Annotated in this window: 15 protein-coding genes and 1 tRNA gene; 4 read left to right on the forward strand and 12 right to left on the reverse strand. The window is 75.5% G+C overall.

Features of this window, described 5'->3' with window-relative positions; all coding sequences use genetic code 11:
* Positions 1-40 precede the first annotated feature (40 nt).
* Positions 41-922, reverse strand: coding sequence for a DMT family transporter (locus AB0C78_RS23015; RefSeq protein ID WP_360751055.1), 882 nt, complete (start codon positions 920-922; stop codon positions 41-43).
* On the reverse strand, positions 922-2,976 hold the full coding sequence (locus AB0C78_RS23020) for a phosphatase PAP2 family protein (RefSeq protein WP_360751056.1): 2,055 nt from the start codon (positions 2,974-2,976) through the stop codon (positions 922-924). The genes AB0C78_RS23015 and AB0C78_RS23020 overlap by 1 nt, the downstream gene beginning before the upstream one ends.
* A 230-nt stretch (positions 2,977-3,206) precedes the next feature.
* Here AB0C78_RS23020 and AB0C78_RS23025 point away from each other — a divergent pair, with 230 nt between their 5' ends.
* Positions 3,207-4,022, forward strand: coding sequence for an SAM-dependent methyltransferase (locus AB0C78_RS23025; RefSeq protein WP_360751058.1), 816 nt, complete (start codon positions 3,207-3,209; stop codon positions 4,020-4,022).
* 44 nt (positions 4,023-4,066) lie between these two features.
* Here the strand turns inward: AB0C78_RS23025 and AB0C78_RS23030 are convergent, their stop codons facing one another.
* From AB0C78_RS23030 to AB0C78_RS23045, 4 genes are all read right to left on the reverse strand, one after another.
* On the reverse strand, positions 4,067-4,411 hold the full coding sequence (locus tag AB0C78_RS23030) for a DUF6510 family protein (RefSeq protein ID WP_360751060.1): 345 nt from the start codon (positions 4,409-4,411) through the stop codon (positions 4,067-4,069).
* A gap of 25 nt (positions 4,412-4,436) precedes the next feature.
* Entirely contained in the window at positions 4,437-5,141 is a 705-nt protein-coding gene (locus tag AB0C78_RS23035; RefSeq protein ID WP_360751062.1) for a ferredoxin reductase, read from the reverse strand.
* Positions 5,142-5,158: 17 nt separating this feature from the next.
* Positions 5,159-5,758, reverse strand: coding sequence for a sulfite oxidase-like oxidoreductase (locus tag AB0C78_RS23040; protein ID WP_360751064.1), 600 nt, complete (start codon positions 5,756-5,758; stop codon positions 5,159-5,161).
* Positions 5,759-5,825: 67 nt separating this feature from the next.
* The gene (locus tag AB0C78_RS23045; RefSeq protein ID WP_360751066.1) at positions 5,826-6,899 is read right to left on the reverse strand and encodes an MBL fold metallo-hydrolase; all 1,074 of its coding nucleotides are present in this window, start codon (positions 6,897-6,899) and stop codon (positions 5,826-5,828) included.
* A 128-nt stretch (positions 6,900-7,027) separates the two neighbouring features.
* Between AB0C78_RS23045 and AB0C78_RS23050 the strand changes: the two genes are divergently transcribed.
* Positions 7,028-7,102, forward strand: a tRNA-OTHER gene (locus AB0C78_RS23050).
* Between the two features lie 58 nt (positions 7,103-7,160).
* The gene (locus tag AB0C78_RS23055; RefSeq protein ID WP_360751068.1) at positions 7,161-8,873 is read left to right on the forward strand and encodes an ankyrin repeat domain-containing protein; all 1,713 of its coding nucleotides are present in this window, start codon (positions 7,161-7,163) and stop codon (positions 8,871-8,873) included.
* Positions 8,874-8,979: 106 nt separating this feature from the next.
* Here AB0C78_RS23055 and AB0C78_RS23060 read toward each other — a convergent pair whose 3' ends face one another.
* From AB0C78_RS23060 to AB0C78_RS23080, 5 genes are read right to left on the reverse strand one after another with little or no spacing between them, the layout of a single operon-like run.
* Positions 8,980-10,263, reverse strand: a complete 1,284-nt coding sequence (locus AB0C78_RS23060; protein WP_360751070.1) for an ABC transporter substrate-binding protein — start codon at positions 10,261-10,263, stop codon at positions 8,980-8,982.
* Positions 10,211-11,395: a branched-chain amino acid ABC transporter permease gene (locus AB0C78_RS23065; protein ID WP_360751072.1), complete on the reverse strand. Its 1,185-nt coding sequence runs from the start codon at positions 11,393-11,395 to the stop codon at positions 10,211-10,213. Before AB0C78_RS23065 ends, AB0C78_RS23060 begins: the two co-directional genes overlap by 53 nt.
* A 5-nt stretch (positions 11,396-11,400) precedes the next feature.
* Complete coding sequence (locus AB0C78_RS23070; RefSeq protein WP_360751074.1) at positions 11,401-12,279, reverse strand: branched-chain amino acid ABC transporter permease; 879 nt, start codon at positions 12,277-12,279, stop codon at positions 11,401-11,403.
* Positions 12,279-12,986, reverse strand: coding sequence for an ABC transporter ATP-binding protein (locus tag AB0C78_RS23075; RefSeq protein ID WP_360751076.1), 708 nt, complete (start codon positions 12,984-12,986; stop codon positions 12,279-12,281). Before AB0C78_RS23075 ends, AB0C78_RS23070 begins: the two co-directional genes overlap by 1 nt.
* Positions 12,979-13,761, reverse strand: a complete 783-nt coding sequence (locus AB0C78_RS23080) for an ABC transporter ATP-binding protein (protein WP_360751078.1) — start codon at positions 13,759-13,761, stop codon at positions 12,979-12,981. Before AB0C78_RS23080 ends, AB0C78_RS23075 begins: the two co-directional genes overlap by 8 nt.
* 229 nt (positions 13,762-13,990) lie before the next feature.
* Here AB0C78_RS23080 and AB0C78_RS23085 point away from each other — a divergent pair, with 229 nt between their 5' ends.
* Positions 13,991-14,596 carry a TetR/AcrR family transcriptional regulator gene (locus AB0C78_RS23085; RefSeq protein ID WP_360751080.1) on the forward strand — a complete coding sequence of 202 codons (606 nt, stop codon included), beginning with the start codon at positions 13,991-13,993 and terminating at the stop codon, positions 14,594-14,596.
* A gap of 110 nt (positions 14,597-14,706) precedes the next feature.
* Here the strand turns inward: AB0C78_RS23085 and AB0C78_RS23090 are convergent, their stop codons facing one another.
* Positions 14,707-16,353, reverse strand: a complete 1,647-nt coding sequence (locus AB0C78_RS23090; RefSeq protein WP_360751082.1) for a long-chain fatty acid--CoA ligase — start codon at positions 16,351-16,353, stop codon at positions 14,707-14,709.
* Between the last annotated feature and the right edge of the window lie 9 nt (positions 16,354-16,362).

Consider the following 16,362-nt stretch of genomic DNA (forward strand, 5'->3'; position numbering starts at 1 on the left):
TTCCGCGGAAACCGCGCCGGGCGGCACGGGCCGGGCCCGGTCAGGTCGCCGCGGGCTCGTCGGCGCGGCCGGGCGCGGACTGCGAGTGCGACAGGACGGTGACCCCCGCGGTGAGCAGGACGGCGCTCAGCGCGACCGCCGCGAACGCCGACAGCGAATGCGGCGGCTCGGTGTGGAAGGCGAAGACGGCCAGCACATAGGACGCGACGGGGTTGGTCATCGTCATCGCGGTCATCGCGCCGGGCAGCGACCCGGCGGCGAACGCCTTCTGCTCCAGCACCAGCCCGAGCAGCGTGGACCCGGCGAGCGCGTACCCGGGCCAGTCGAGCGCCGTCGCGGCGACGCCGCGCTCGACCAGGTCGGCGGTGGTGAGCTTGATCAGCACGGCGGTCGCCGCGAACATCAGGCCGGAGCAGATGCCGAGCAGCACGGCCCGGACCGTCCCGCGGCGGATGTTCGCGGCGCGCGACAGCGCCAGCACGAACGGGACGGCGACCAGGCCGGCGAGGATCAGCCGGGGCCGGGACGGCTCGCCCTGCGAGGGGATCGCGCCGGGCACGGTGAACAGCACCGCCAGGCCGGCGGTGACGGCGATCCCGCCGACGAGGTCGCCCCGGGCCGGGCGGCGGCCGAGCACGGCGGCGCCGAGCAGGATCGTGAACACCAGCTGGGTGACCAGCAGCGGCTGGACGAGCGCGGTGGAGCCGAAGTGCAGAGCGGCGGCCTGGCTCATGAACCCGGCCAGGTTGGAGCCCCAGCCGGCCAGCCAGACGGGATCGCGCAGCAGCGCGCCGATCAGCCGCACGGCGGGGACGCGGCCCTTGCCCTCCCCCACGGCGCGGCGCGCCGCCCGGTACTGCAGCGCGGCGGCCGCCGCGAACAGCAGCGCCGCCAGCACGCTGAACGCGGCGGACCACGCCATCAAGGCGTTCCGGTCTGCGCGCCGCTGCGGCCGGGACCGGCGTCGACGCCGAACTCGGCCGCCAGCTTCTCGAACGCCCGCAGCAGGCCGCCGGCGAACCGGTCCGGCGCCGGCACGGCCCGCGTCTCGGCCATCACCGAGACGTGCAGGGCACCGTCCCGGCTCAGCGCGGCGACCGCGATCGGGACGCCGCGGGCGGGCGGCAGGATGGGGTGCAGGCCGCCGAGCGGCGCCCCGGCCAGCAGCAGCGGGCCGGACGGCCCGCGCAGGGTCGCGACGGCCGCGCCGGCGAACGGGGCCAGGCCCGCCGGCGGGCGGTCCCCGGCGGCCCGGCGGACCCCGGCGAGCCGCTGCCGCAGCGGGCGGGCGTCGACGGGGACGTCCAGCCACCGGGCGCCACCCAGCCCGTCCGGGCCGTCCAGACCGTCGAGACCGTCGAGACCGTCGAGGGCGGCGGGCCCGTCGAGGGCGGCGGCGCGGCCCCGGCCCGGCGGCGTCGCGGACGGCTCCGGTGAGACGGCGACGCGCAGCGTCCACGCGTCCGGCGGCGCCGCGCCCTCCGCGGCGGCCTCAGCCGCGGCGTCGCCGGCCAGGGCGGCGAGCAGGGCGGTGAGCGGGACGCCGGCGGCGCGGGCGACCTCGCGGACCCGGTCCAGCGGCAGGGCGGCAGTCGCGAAGCCGTGCCGGGACGGGGCGGCGACGGCGAGCGCGGGCGGCACCGCCACAGCAGGCGGGGCGGGCGCCGGCAGCACGGCGGCGGGGCCGGGCTCGGGGACGCCGGCGGCCGGGTCGAGGATGCCGCGCAGCACGTCGAGAGGACCGGCGCCGTCCGCGAGGGCGCGGTGGAGCAGCACCACCACGGCGTCCGGGGCCGTCCCGCCGCCGCGGATCAGGTGGAGCCGCCACGGCGGTCGCCCGGCGCCGAACGGTTCCGCGATCAGGGCGGCGACCAGGGCGTCCCGGGCGCGGCGGTCGCCCGGCGCGGGCAGCGCGGACTCGCGGACGTGCCAGGCCAGGTCGATCTCGCCGGCGCCGTCGCGGCGCGCGCGGTCGAGCCCGCCGGACGGGCGGAGCCGGCGGGTGAGCCGGGGCAGCTCGGGCAGCCGCTCGGCCAGCGCCGCACGCACCCGGCCGGCGGCGGGGCCCGGCCCGGCGAACTCCGCGACGCCTCCCACGACCTGCGGCACCTCCGCGCTCTCCCCGGACGCGGGCGGCGCGCCGGCGGCGGCCCGCCGCGACGGGGCGGAGGGTGCGTCCGGTTCCGCCTCCCCCTGGGAATCGTGCCCCGGGAGGAGGCCCCGCGCCACCCCCGCCCGGACGAGCCCGGCGCGCAGCGCCTCGGCGCCCGCCGCGGCCGGGACCAGCAGCAGCCCGCCGGGGATGTCCACCACGTAGTGCGCGGCGGTCGCGACGATCACCAGGCTGGTGACCACCAGGTGCAGGGCGCACAGCCAGGCGACGAGGGCGCCGCAGCGGGCGCGGACGGCAGTGACGCCGATCCACGCCACCCACCCGATGTGCAGGCTCGGCATCGCCGCGTAGGGGTTGGCGCCCGCCGAGACCGCGCCGGTCCCCCAGGTGGCGGGCGGATGGTGGAGCGCGATGATGTCGGTGTACCCCTCGCCGGGCAGCAGCCGCGGCGGCGTCGACGGCCACGCCGCGAAGCAGCAGATCGCGATCAGGGTGATCCAGATCAGCGTGTTGCGGGCCCACGGGTAGGCGGGGCTGCGCCGCCACCACAGGTAGCCGAGGAATCCGAAGGTGGCGAGCACGTACGTCGTCGCGTACTCCCACGCGGCCAGCGCGCCCAGCCACCCGTGCCGGACGAGCACGCCGTTGAGCTGGTGCCCGACGTCCAGGTGCGCCCAGCGCTCCAGGGCCAGCAGGGAGCGGCCGTGGGCGTCGCTGACGGCCCGCGCCCCGGCGAACGCGTGCGTGAAGGCCAGGTACACCGCCAGCACGGCCAGCCCCGCGGCGATCTCGCGCGCGGCCGAGGCCGCGCGCCCGCGCCCCTCCTCGCGCGCACCGGACGGGGCCGCCTCGCACCGGGTCACGCCGCTCCTCCCGCCTCGGCCATCGCACCACCCCCTCCGATCATCCTCCCCACGATCGTTCGCGACGACCATGGCGGGGGCGGCCGATCGCCGCATTTTCCGCGGCGGAGCCCCATAGAACCGCCCTTGCCAGGACATTTCGGGGAAGTCGATGGCCGGTCGGATGCCGATGATCTACGTTGGAAGGGCCCGGGCGGGCTCCGCGCCCGCCGACCGGAAGGGCCGCAGCCGTGACCGACACCCCGACCCCGGAGGAGACGGCGCCGGAGGGGATCGATCCGAACGTGCCCGCCGCCCCGCGGATCTGGAACCACTGGCTCGGCGGCAAGGACAACTACGCCGCCGACCGCCGCGTCGGCGACCAGATGGCCGCGCTGTACCCGAGCATCGTCCGGCTGGCCAGGGCCGACCGGGAGTTCCTCGGCCGGGCCGTCCGGCACCTGGTGGCCGAGGAGGGCGTCCGGCAGTTCCTCGACATCGGCACCGGGCTGCCCACCGCCGACAACACCCACCAGGTCGCGCAGGCGCTCGCCCCCGAGGCGCGGATCGTGTACGTCGACAACGACCCGCTCGTGCTGGCGCACGCCCGCGCGCTGCTGACCAGCACGCCCGAGGGCGCCACCGCCTACATCGACGCCGACCTGCACGACCCGGAGCGGATCCTGGCCGAGGCGGCGCGGACCCTGGACCTCTCGCGGCCGTTCGCGGTCATGCTGCTCGGCGTCCTGATCTACATCGACGACACGCCCACCGCGTACTCGATCGTCCAGACGCTGAAGGACGCGCTGCCCCCGGGCGGCCACCTCGTGATCGCGCACAGCACGAGCGAGGTGCACGGCGAGGCGACGGAGGAGGTCGTGCGGCTGCGCAACGAGCGGGTCAAGCCGCCGATGACGCTGCGCAGCGGCGCGGAGATCACCCGCTTCTTCGACGGCCTCGACCTGCTGGAACCGGGCGTCGTCCCGTGCAACCGCTGGCGCCCGCAGCCGCCCGCCGCGGCCGGGGAGGACGTGGACGAGTTCAGCGGCGTCGCCCGCAAGCCCTAGGGCAGACGCGGACCCGGCGGGTGGGTCGTCAGGCGAGCGGCGCGTCAGGCGAGCGGGACGCGGAGGCCGACGGTTCCGCGCAGGTCGAGCCACGCCGTCCCGTTCCCGAGGACCAGCCGCAGGACGACGTGCTCGCAGCCCGGGCAGCGCGCCACGGCGCCCGGAGCGTGCGCGTAGACGCGCAGGCCCGGCAGCGGGCCCGCCAGGCCGCACGCCGTGCACCGCACCGCGGCCCTGGTGACGTCCACGCCGAACACCTCGCTCAGCGGCCCCGCGAGCGCGTTGCCGTCCTGGTAGGCGCCGGCGTCCTCGTAGACGACGGCCTCCGCGCCCGGGACGGCCCCGCCGCGCACCGCGCCCGCGCCCACACCCGCGCCCTCTGCTCGCATGCCAGCCTCCGCGTCCACTCTCATGTCAGCCTCCGGTCGGCCCGAAGCGCTCGGTCCTGATCCTGCGCGGGTCGTGGCCCAGCGCGACCAGCAGATCGGCCGCCGATTCCACGAACCCGGTCGGCCCGCACACGAAGCAGGCCGGGTCGAACTCGGGCGGCCAGCCCCACCCGGCGAGATCGCCCTTCGCCAGCCGTCCCGGCGGACGCGGCCAGCCGTCCGGCGCGGCCCGCGTGTACAGCGGGAAGACCTCCACGCCCGGGTCGGGGCGCCGGAGCTCGCCCGCGTACCACCGCTCGCCCGGCGTCCGGACGGAGTACACCAGGCGGAACGGGACGCGCGACCCCGCCGCCCGCCGGGCCCGCACCATCGCCATCAGCGGCGCCACCCCCGCCCCGCCCGCGACGAGCGTGACGGGCGCCGGGTCGTCCGGGCGCCACACGAACCAGCCGCCCACCGGCCCGCGGATCTCGACCGGGTCGCCGACCGAGAAGACCCCGGTCAGGTACGGCGACACCTCGCCGTCCGGGACGTTCTGCACGGTCAGCTCGACGCGGTCGCCGTCCGGTGCGGCGGCGAGCGAGTAGCTGCGCTGGGCGCTGTACCCGTCCTCCGCGGTGAGCCGGACGTCGACGTGCTGCCCCGCGAGGTGGCCGGGCCATCCGGGGACGTCGAGCACGAGGGTCCGCGCGGTGGGCGTCTCGTCGCGCGTCTCCGCGAGCCGCGCCACCCGCCACTCCAGCCGGTTCAGTCGCCCTGGTACCGCTGTTCCAGCCATGGGTCCCCGTAGTCGTGGTAGCCGGCCGTCTCCCAGAAGCCGGGCTCGTCCTGGGTGAGCAGGTCGAGGCCGTGGACCCACTTGGCCGACTTCCAGAAGTACAGGTGCGGTACCAGCAGCCGCACCGGTCCGCCGTGCTCGGGGTGCAGGTCCTCGCCGTCGAAGCGGTAGGCCAGCCACGCCTGCCCGTCCAGCAGGTCCTCGAGGGGCAGGTTGGTGGTGTAGCCGCCGTAGGAGCGGGCGAGCGCGTAGTCGGCCGTCGTCTCCACGTCGGCGAGCAGGGTGTCCAGGGACACGCCCGTCCAGGTCGTGCCGAGCTTGGACCACTTGGTCACGCAGTGGATGTCCACCGTCGGCGTCTCGGATGGGAGCGCCTGGAACTCCCGCCATGACCAGCGGTGCCGGTCGCCGGTCTCGGTCGTGACGACGAACTCCCACTCGTCCTGGCCGACCCGTGGCGTCGGCCCGGCCGACAGGACCGGGAAGTCGTCGGTGAGGTACTGGCCGGGCGGCAGCTTCACGTCCCCCTGCCGCCGCCTGCCGTGGAATCCGGGCGAGACGATGCCCATCCCCCGCTCCTGTTCGTCCGGACGGCCCGTGCCCCGGCATCCTTCCCGGTCAGGAGCGTTCAATCCCCTAGGCGGCGCGCAACTCCAGGCGGGAGCCGACCGAGTTCGGGACGAACGCGTCCGGCAGGCGGGCGGCGAGGGCGTGCGCGGCGCGCCAGCCGGTGCAGTGCGCCGGGACGATCACCTTCGGGTCCAGCTCGGCGAGCGCGCCGACGGTCGGCTCGATGATCGGCTCGAACGCCGGGCCGCTCAGGTGGAACCCGCCGACGACGGCCGCCACCCGCGGCTCCCCGGTGAGGCGCCGGGCGTGCCGGACGATGTTGACGATCCCCGCGTGCCCGCATCCCGTGAGGACGACGAGGCCGTGCCCGCGGACGTTCAGCACGAGCGCCTGGTCGTCCCGGACGAGCGGGTCGGGCGCCCAGGCGCCGTCCGTGAGGGCCTCGTGGTAGGCGGGCATGCCGCGCTCGAACGGCGTGACGCGGTCGATCTCGCCGGTGATCAGCACGGACCCGCCGAACAGCAGCGACGGCTGCGCCCGCTCGACGATCTCGAACCCGGCGCCGGCGAGGGCGCGGCGGCTCGGCGCGGGCAGCCGCAGCGGCTCGGCACCCGGGACGTTCATCCGGCGGCCCGTCCAGACGCCGGGGTGGACGACGAGCGGGGTGTTCGCGACGCCGACCGCGCGGATCAGCCCGTCCAGGCCGGTGACGTGGTCGGCGTGGCCGTGGCTGAGCACGACGGTCTCGACGGACGCGGGGTCGGCGCCGAGGCGCCGCATGTTGCCGACGAGGCCGTCCGGGGTCATGCCCGCGTCGAACAGCAGGTGGTGGTCGCGGCCGTTCCGCGTCACGGTGACCAGCATCGAGAACCCGTGCTCGGCGAGCGGGACGTCGTAGGACTCCCCCGTGTCCAGGACCGCGGCGGGCAGGTGCGGGACGGCGGCGGCGTGCCGCATCCCGGTGCGCCGCACCGGTCCCTGGTCGGCGAGCAGCAGGTCGCTCTGGTTGTCGATGAGCGTCGTCAGCGTGACGGCGTCGACCGGTTCGAGCGGCACCCGGTCGGGCGTCTCGCGCACCGGATCGGGCCGCGGCGCGGCGAAGGCGACCTCGCCCGGATCGGCGACCGGCTCGTAGCACATGGGTCCTCCCGTCCCCGCCCGCACGGACACGATCATGATTCCACGGCCGGGCCGGCGGACCGGCGGCACCGCGGAAGATCTTGATTCGGCGGCGGGCGCGCGGCCGGACCGCTAGGCTGCGCTGCGGCAAGGCCGTAGCGCAGAGGTCGTCGCGCCTTACAGCGGGCTGGAGGACGTCGGTTCGAATCCGACCGGCCTTGCCACCCCAGCCTCGGTGCCGCGCCGGGCCGCGGGGCACGGTGCGCGGGAACGGGGGACGCGGTGACGGTGATCGGCGCACGGACCGCCCCGCGCGCGTTCCGGCCGGACGAGGCGTCCCGGCTGCGGCGGATCCGCCGCTACGCGGTCCCCCGCTGGATGATCGAGCGGGCGACCGAGCGGCGGCTCGCGGGCGACTGGCGCGGGGCCTGCGCGGCGGCGAACGTGGACGTGGACTTCGACCTCGCGGACGTCGCCGCCGAGCACGGCCGCGACACCGCCGCCGCGCTGGAGGACGACCTCCGGCACCTCGCGCCCGACCTGCTGCGCTGGCACGCGCCGCGCGTCGGCCGCGGCCGGACGACGCTGGTCCCCGACCAGGTCCTCGTGCTGTCCGCCGACCCGGGCGACCCGCGCCGCACCCTGCACGTCGCGACGCCGCGGCTGCTCGTCCACGGTCCGCAGCGGCTCGCCCTCCGGTTCGGCGTGGTGGAGCCCCGGTGGCCCTACCTGAACACCGACCTCCCCTACCTGACGGCGTGGCACGACATCGTGCAGCGGTGGGAGACGGCTCGGTTCCTGTGGGACGTCCGCCATGCCGACGAGCTGCGGGAACGGTGCGGCGGCGACGCCCGACGCGCGCCGTTCCTGGAACCGGACGGGACGCCTCGGCCGCCCGGCGCCCCCGGGCGGGACGACCCGGTCGCGCACGCCGAACGGGCGGTGCTGCTGCACGAGTCCGGCGACGTGCTCGCCTCGATGGCCGCCGCGGGGATCGCCGTCGACGAGGCGGGCGTCGAGCTGGAGGAGTACCTCGGCGGCGGGGTCGTCGAGACCGCGGACGTCCTCGCCCGGCTGCCGCTCGCACCGGCGCGGCTCGCCGGCGAGGTCCGGCGGCTGTCGGAGCGCGGGCTCGGCGACGCGTACTGGATCCCCGGGAACCAGCACGCCGGCGTCGTCCTGCGGTGGACGGGCGGCGGGCTCGGCGTCGGGCTGATCCCCCGCGAGGACATCGGCAGGGACATGCCCGTGCTCCCGGACGTGCTGTGGCGGATGGCGCCGGACGTCGAGGCGCTGCGGCACGGCGTCGTCCCGGCGGAGGAACTGCACCCGCTCGTCCGCGCCGCGCTCGCGCCGGCCCGCGCGTTCACCGGACCCGGCGGCCCGCCCGGGCCGGACCGCCCGGCCCCGGCCCGGATCCGCTGCCGCGGCGAATGGCACGAGGTCGCGTTCCGCGACGGCGCCCTGCGGATCCCGCACGACGACGGCGAGCGGCGGCGCGAGCAGGCGCTGCTCGCGCTGGGCGGCGCGGTCGGCGGCTGCGAGGCCGCCGACCGGGGATGGCGGGCGGGCGGACGCCTGCCGAAGGCGCTGGACGCCCAGCGGCGCGACCTGCTCGCCCGGGTCGAGCACGGCGACACCCCCGGCGTGCTCGCCCTCCTGGACGCCGGGGTCGATCCGCGCGTCCGCGACGCGCGGGGCCGCACGCTGCTGCACGCGCTGCCGATGCTGGACTGGGAGCCGCTGCTGCCCCGGCTGCTGCCCGTCCTCGACCTCGAGGCCCGCGACGGCTGCGGGCGGACGCCGCTGCACGTGGTGGTGTTCGAGGACGGCCCGCCCGCGCTCGTCCGGGCCCTGCTGGACGCCGGGGCGCGGATCGACGTGAAGGACGAGGACGAGATCTCCCTGGTGCGCGTCATCGGCTGGCGCCGCACCGACCTCGACTTCCTGGAGAAGCGGATCCTCGACGAGTACCCGGACATCGACGAGTGGTGAGGGCCCGCCGCCGTCCCGCGCCCGGGGGGGCGGTCCGCGCGGGGACGGCGGCGGTGTCGATCTGCCTGCCGGCGGTGTGTCGGTCGGCTCTGCCGGCGGTGCCGCGTCAGCCCGCCGGCGGGACGCCGCTGGCGGGCGCCTGCGGCTGCGGCGCGGTGTAGGGCTGGATGGGGCCGCCGCCGTCATCGGTGGTCACCGGCTGCCCCTGCGGGACGATCACGTCGCCCTTGATCACGCCGATCTGCGCGCCGGTGTACCCGGCGTGCGACTGCGCGCTGAACGCGAACGGGACGAGGCCGGGCCCGGTCAGCTTGGTCTTCTCCAGCCCGTCCACGAGGCTCTTGCGGGTCGGGTTCTTCCCGGCGTTCTGCAGCGCCTGGACGAAGGTGTAGGCGGCCGACATGCCGTAGACGATGTTGCCGTTGAACGGCAGCTTCGGGATGTACTGGTCGTGGATCTTCTTGTACAGCTGGATCCAGCTGTTCGACGCGTCGCCCGGCGACGACAGGTACCCGTCGGTGACCATGCCCTGGATCAGCGGGCTGCCCTGCAGCTTCGTGCCGCCGGACTTGGCGAAGCTCTCCAGCAGCCCGTCGAGGGTGATCGGGTCCGACCCGACGTTGCTGACCACGAACGTCGGCTTGTAGTCGAGCTTCAGGGCCGCGAGCCGGAACAGCGCGGTGTAGGTCGGGATGCTGAACAGGACGACCACGTCCGCCTTCGCCTGCGCGATCGCCTGGACCTGCGCGCTGACGTCGGTCGCGCCCGGCTGGTAGGTCTGCCGCGACACGACCTGCCCGGCCGGGACGTACTTGTCGAGGCCCTTGACGCCGTCCTGCCCGAAGTCGTCGTTCTGGGAGAAGTAGGCGATCTTCTTGCCGGGATAGGCCTTCTCGATGTGGTCGCCGAGGATCTTGCCCTCGCGGATGTAGTCGACCTGCCAGCCGAACGTCTCGGGGTGCTTCTTCGGCTCGTCCCAGCAGCCGCACCCGGACGCGACGAACAGGTCCGGGACGCGCTGGGCGTTGAGGTAGTCGACGACCTTGGAGTGCGTGGGGGTGCCCAGCCCGTTGAAGATCGCGAAGACCTTGTCCTGGAGGACGAGCTTCTGCACCACGCTGACGGTCTGCGTCGGGTTGTAGGCGTCGTCCACGTACCTGTAGACGATCTTGCGGCCGTGCACGCCGCCGTGGGCGTTGACGTAGTCGAAGAACGCCTTGGAGGCCGCCGAGTTCGCGCTGTAGCCGGGCGCGGCGGGGCCGGTGAGCGGCTGGTGGCTGCCGATCGTGACGGTGGTGGCGGTGACGCCGGGCGCGGACGACCCGCTCTTGCCGCCGCTACCTCCGCAGCCGCTCGCCGCGGCCGCCAGCACCGCCGCCGCCGTCGTCATCGCGACCGCCCGCCCCCTCCGGGTCCGGGGCGCTCGCCTGGTCGGTGGTCGGCTCATCTGCTCCTCCTCGGTGCGTTGCCGGGACCCCCGGTGCGCCGCCGCCCGGCGCGAACCGCCGGAGGGACGGCGGGAGGCGGCGCCGGGCGGCGCCGCCGATGCCGCGCAGGCCGCCCTGGAGGCCGCGCGGGAAGGCCAGCGTCACCGCGATGAGGACGAGGCCGTAGATGGCGAGGGGCAGGTTCGAGGCGACGTCGTGCGACAGCCCGGACGAGGACGCCGCGTCCGAGGCCCACGACGGGACGAAGACCAGGATCAGCGCGCCCCACACGGCGCCGGGCAGGGTGCCGAGCCCGCCGATGATGACCGCCGCGATGAGCTGCAGCGACAGCGTGAGCGGGAACGCGCCGGGCGCGGCGAGGGTCGCCACGACCGCCAGCAGCCCGCCGGCCAGGCCCGCGCACGCGGCGGACACGACGGTCGCGGCGATCCGCAGCCGCGCGACGCGCAGCCCGCACAGCGCGGCGGCGATCTCGTCGTCGCGGCCGGCCCGCAGCGTCCGCCCGAACCGGCCGCCGGTGAGGTTGGCGAGCAGGAACAGCGTGACGACCGCGCCGAGGCAGGCGATCCACGCCTGCCAGCGCTCCAGCGGGAACGTCTCGCCGAGCGCGGCCGGCGGCACGGGCGGCGTGACGGTCAGCCCGTTCTGCCCGCCGAGCAGCCCGGTGAGGTGGGAGTAGTTCGCCAGGCCGGGCAGGCCGACGGCGAACGCGAGGGTCGCCCCGGCCAGGTAGGGGCCCTGGAGGCGGGCGGCGACGGCGCCGACGAGCACCCCGGCGAGGGCGGTGACGACGGCGGCCGCGGCGAGCATCGCGGCCAGGGGCCAGCCCCAGTGCGCGGACACGAGCGCGGCCGTGTACGCGCCGACCGCCATGAACGCGCCGTGCCCGAGGGAGATCTGGCCGCCGAGGCCGGTCAGCACGGTCAGCCCCGCGACCGCGCAGGTGAGGTAGGCGGCCTGCGCGATCTGCAGGTCCCGGTACGGTCCGACGGACGTCGTCAGGACGTACAGCGCGATCAGCCCGGCGGCGGCGCCCGCGAGGTGGCGCACCAGCGTGAGGCGGAAGGCTCCCATGGCGTTCACACCCTCCGTCCGGTGCGGGCGGCGAACAGGCCGTTCGGCCGGACCATCAGCACCGTGATCAGCGCGGCGAGCGCGCCGAACGTGACCAGGTCCGAGCTGATGTAGCCGGACACGTAGCTGAGCGCGCAGCCGAGCAGCAGCCCGCCGACGACGGCCCCGGCGGGGCTGTCGAGCCCGCCGATGACGGCGGCGGTGAAGCCGAACACCAGCATCGCGTCGAACTGCGACGGCCCGACGAACACCGACGGGGCGATCAGCACGCCGGCGAGCGACCCGACGAGCGCGGCGAGCGCCCAGCCGAGGGTGAGCATCCGGCCGACCCGCACGCCCTGCAGCCGGGCGATCTCCGGGGCGAACGCCGCGGCCCGCAGCTTCAGGCCGAGGCCGGTCCGCACGAACAGCACGGTCAGCGCGGCCATCACCAGCGCGACCGCGCCGATGACGAACAGGTCGAACGGCGACAGCAGCAGCCGCGTCCCGCCGGCCGACAGCCCCTTGATGGTGAACGCGGGCGGGTAGGAGTGCGGGGTGTCGCCCCAGATCATGCCCGCGGCCGCCTGCAGCAGGACGTACAGCCCGAGCGTGACGATGACGGCGTTCAGCGGCGGGCCGCCCTCCACCGGCCGCACCAGCACCCGCTCGGCGACGGCGCCGATCACCAGCCCGGACGCGAGCGCGACGCCGAGGGCCAGCCAGTACGAGCCGCCGTCGTGCACGACCGTCCAGGCCAGGAACGTGGTGAACATCAGCATGCCGCCCTGCGCGAAGTTCACCACGCGGGTGGCGCGCCAGATCAGCACGAGGGCGAGCGCGACCGCCGCGAACACCGCGCCCTGGGTGATCCCGGCGAGCGTGAGATTGACGAAGCGGACCATCAGAACCCCAGGTAGGCGTGGCGGAGCCGGGAGTCGGCGGCGAGGACGCCGGCGGGCTCGTCCGCCACGACCGTGCCGAGGTCGAGCACGACCGCGCGGTCGGCGACCGACAGCGCGCTGCGCGCGTTCTGCTCGACGAGCAGGACCGTCCGGCCGTCCTCGTCGCAGAGCCGGCGCAGCACCGCCATGAGCCGGGCGACGACCCGCGGCGCCAGGCCGAGCGACGGCTCGTCCACCAGCAGCAGCCGGGGCGCGCCGGTGAGCGCCCGCGCCAGCGCCAGCATCTGCCGCTCGCCGCCGGACAGCGTCGCGGCGGCGCGGGACCGGCGCGGTTCGAGCGGCGGGAACAGCTCGTAAATCTGCGCGACGCGGCGGGCGAGCGCGCGGCGGTCGCGCCGGTACAGCCCGCCGAGCCGCAGGTTCTCCTCGACGGTCAGCTCGGTGATGACGCCGCCGCTCTGCGGCACGTGGGCCACGCCGAGCCGGACGATCTCCTCGACGGGCAGCCGCGCGAGGTCCCGGCCGTCCAGCGCGATGCGGCCCGCGCGCGGCCGCAGCAGGCCGGACACGGTGCGCAGCAGCGTCGTCTTGCCGGCGCCGTTCGCGCCGAGCACGGCGGTGAGCGAGCCCTCCTCGACCGCCAGGTCCACGCCGTCGAGCGCGCGGACCGCGCCGTACCCGGCGGTGAGGCCGGCGACCTCAAGCATCGCGGACCTCCTCGCCGAGGTAGGCGTCCAGGACCGCCGGGTCGTCGCGGACCTCGGCGGGCGGGCCGGACGCGATGACCCGGCCGAAGTCCAGCACCACGACCTGGTCGCACACGCCCATCACCAGGTCCATGTGGTGCTCGACCAGGACCACGGCCGGGCCGCCGCGCAGGCCCCTGATCAGCGCGGCCAGCTCCTCGATCTCCGCCGCCGACAGGCCCGCGGCGGGCTCGTCGAGCAGCAGCAGGTCGGGGTCGGCGACCAGCGCGCGGGCCAGCGCGACCCGCTTCTGCGCCCCGTACGGCAGCTCGCCGGGCCGCCGGGCGGCCTCGCCCGCGACGCCCAGCTCGTCGAGCCGGGCCAGGGCCCGCTCGCGCAGCGCGGCGTCGTCGCGGTCGGCGCGCGGCAGCGCCAGCAGGCCGGAGACGAGACCGGCCCGCGCGTGCCGGTCGGCGCCGACCATCACGTTCTCCAGCACGGTCAGGCCGGGGAACAGCCCGAGCCCCTGCAGGGTGCGGGCGATGCCGAGCCGGGTCAGCCGGTGCGGCCGGTGCCGGACGAGCGGGCGGCCGCGCCAGCGCACCTCGCCCGACCGCGGCCGGACGAACCCGCACACGACGTTGAACAGCGTCGTCTTGCCCGCCCCGTTCGGCCCGATCACGCCCGTGACCCGGCCCGGCGGCGCCGCCAGCGACACCTTCTCCAGCGCGACCAGCCCGCCGAAGCGGACGGTCACCTCTCGTAGTTCCAGGGATTGCGTCGGGCCGCCGGACATGTCGTCACCTCGCCGGACGAAACTCGCGCGACTTCCCCCGAGGCCATTTGCACATACCGACTGGTCGGATTCCCCCGAAGATAGAATCGGGGGGCGGCGCCGTCAACAGCCGGTTTCACCCGCCTCGACGGCCGCCGTTCTTGGACCCGGTTCACGCCCGGTAGGCTGACGGCTGATCACGGGCGGCGGCGTGGCGGCGCGGGGCCCGGCCCCGGACGGAGGTGGAGTCTTGACACAGACCTCAGTGGGGCGGCTCTCCGACGACGTGCCCCTGCCCGACCGGCTGCTCGCCGTCGCGACCCGGCTGTTCGCCGAGAGGGGCTTCGAGGGCACCTCGGTGCAGGAGATCGTCAACGCCGCCGGCGTCACCAAAGGCGCCATGTACCACTATTTCGGCTCCAAGGACGATCTCCTCTACGAGATCTACCACCGGCTCCTCGGCCTGCAGATGCGCCGGCTGGAGCAGATCGCCGACGGCCCCGGCAGCGCCGAGGAACGGCTGCGCGCCGCCGCCCTCGACGTCCTGGAGACCTCGTTCCTCTACCTCGACGACTTCACCGTCTTCTTCCGCTCCACCCACCTGCTGCCCCGCGACCGCCGCGAGGCCGTCCGCGCGGAACGGCGGCGCTACCAGGAGCGGTTCCGCGACCTGGTCGAGGAGGGCCAGCGCGAAGGGTCGTTCCGGACGGACATGCCCGCCGACATCGCCGTCCTCTTCTTCTTCGGCACCGTCCACCAGATCGGCACCTGGTACCACCCGGGCGGCCGCCTCAAGACCCGCACCATCGCCGAGCACTACGTCGACCTGTTCCTCAACGGCCTGAAGCAGGGCTGACCCAGGGGGCGACCCCCTGGAACCCCCGTCACGACGGGCAGGCCCGCTGCGCTCGCTGGTGCTCGCTCCGCGTGCCTGCCCGTGGCGGTGGTGGCGGCCCGGACGGCGGGTCAGCGCTCGATGCGCTCGATCTTCAGGTCCTCGGTCTGGTGGCGGGCGCGGAGGGGCTTCTTGTCGAACTTGCCGACCGTGGTCTTCGGGATCTCGTCCATGAAGGTCCAGTACTCGGGGACCTGCCAGCGGGCGACCTTCGAGGCGAGGTGGTCGGCGAGCTCGGCGGCGGTCGCGGCGGCGTCCGGGCGGAGCACGACGCAGGCGAGGGGGCGCTCGTCCCAGCGCGGGTCGGGGATGCCGATCACGGCGGCCTCGGCGACCGCGGGGTGGCCCATGAGGTGGTTCTCCAGCTCGACGGAGGAGATCCACTCGCCGCCCGACTTGATGACGTCCTTGGCCCGGTCGGTGATCTGGTAGAAGCCGCGGTCGTCGATCGTGCCGATGTCGCCGGTGCGCAGCCAGCCGCCGTCGAACTTCTCCGGCGCCGGGTTGCGGTGGTAGGAGCCGGTGATCCACGGGCCGCGGACCTCGATCTCGCCGACGGACACCCCGTCCCACGGCAGCTCGCGGCCCGCGTCGTCGACGATGCGCATCTCGACGCCGGCGGCGACGCGGCCGGACTTCAGCCGCCAGTCCATCTCCTCCGGCGTGCCGGGCTCCACCTCCGGCGGCGGGAACGCCATGCCGCCGAGCGGGCTGGTCTCCGTCATGCCCCAGCCCTGGATGATGCGCAGCCCGTACCGCTCCTCGAACGCCTCCAGCAGCGAGCGGGGCGCGGCGGCGCCACCGGACGTCCCGGCGCGCAGCGACGACAGGTCCAGCTCGTGCTCCTCGCCGTAGGAGAGGATGCCGTGCCAGATGGTCGGGACGGCGGAGGCGAGCGTGCTGCGCTCCCGCGCGACGAACTCGGTGAGGTGCTGCGGCTGCATGAACGGCCCGGGCATGTGCAGCGTCGCGCCGGACAGGAACGCGCCGTACGGCAGGCCCCAGGCGTTGACGTGGAACATCGGGACGATCGTCAGGACCCGGTCGGCCTCGGTGATGCCGACCAGCGACGCCGACTGCACGGCCATGGCGTGCAGGAACGTCGAGCGGTGCGAGTAGACGACGCCCTTCGGGTCGCCGGTGGTGCCGCTGGTGTAGCACATCGACGCTGCGGACCGCTCGTCCACCTCGGGCCACTCGTAGCCGGGCTCCTCGGCGGCGAGCAGCTCGTGGTACCGCAGGACGGGGGCGCCGTTGCGGTTGGCCTCGAGCGGCGCGCCGTCGCCGTCGCCGACGATGACGAACGCCTCGACGGCGGGCAGCTCGTCCACCACCCGGGCGAGCAGCGGCACCAGGCTGTCGTCGACGATGATCACCTGGTCGTCGGCGTGGTTGATGATGTGGGCGAGCTGCTCGGGGAACAGCCGGATGTTGAGGGTGTGCAGCACGGCGCCCATGGCGGGCACCGCGAAGTACGCCTCCAGGTGCTCCTGGTTGTTCCAGCAGAAGGTCGCCACGCGGCCGCCCTGCCGGACGCCGAGCCGCTGCAGCGCGGCGGCGAGGCGCTCGGCGTTGTCGGCTACCTGCGCGAACGTGGCGCGCCGCGGTTCGCCGCCGCCGGTCCACGTGACGCATTCGCTGCGCCCGTACACGCGTCGGCCGTGCCGCAGGATCGCGGCGACCGAGAGCGGGAAGTCCTGCATGGTGCTGGGGATCATGAGGGTGTC

It is taken from the genome of Actinomadura sp. NPDC048394 (assembly GCF_040651755.1).
GTDB classification, from domain to species: domain Bacteria; phylum Actinomycetota; class Actinomycetes; order Streptosporangiales; family Streptosporangiaceae; genus Spirillospora; species Spirillospora montaniterrae.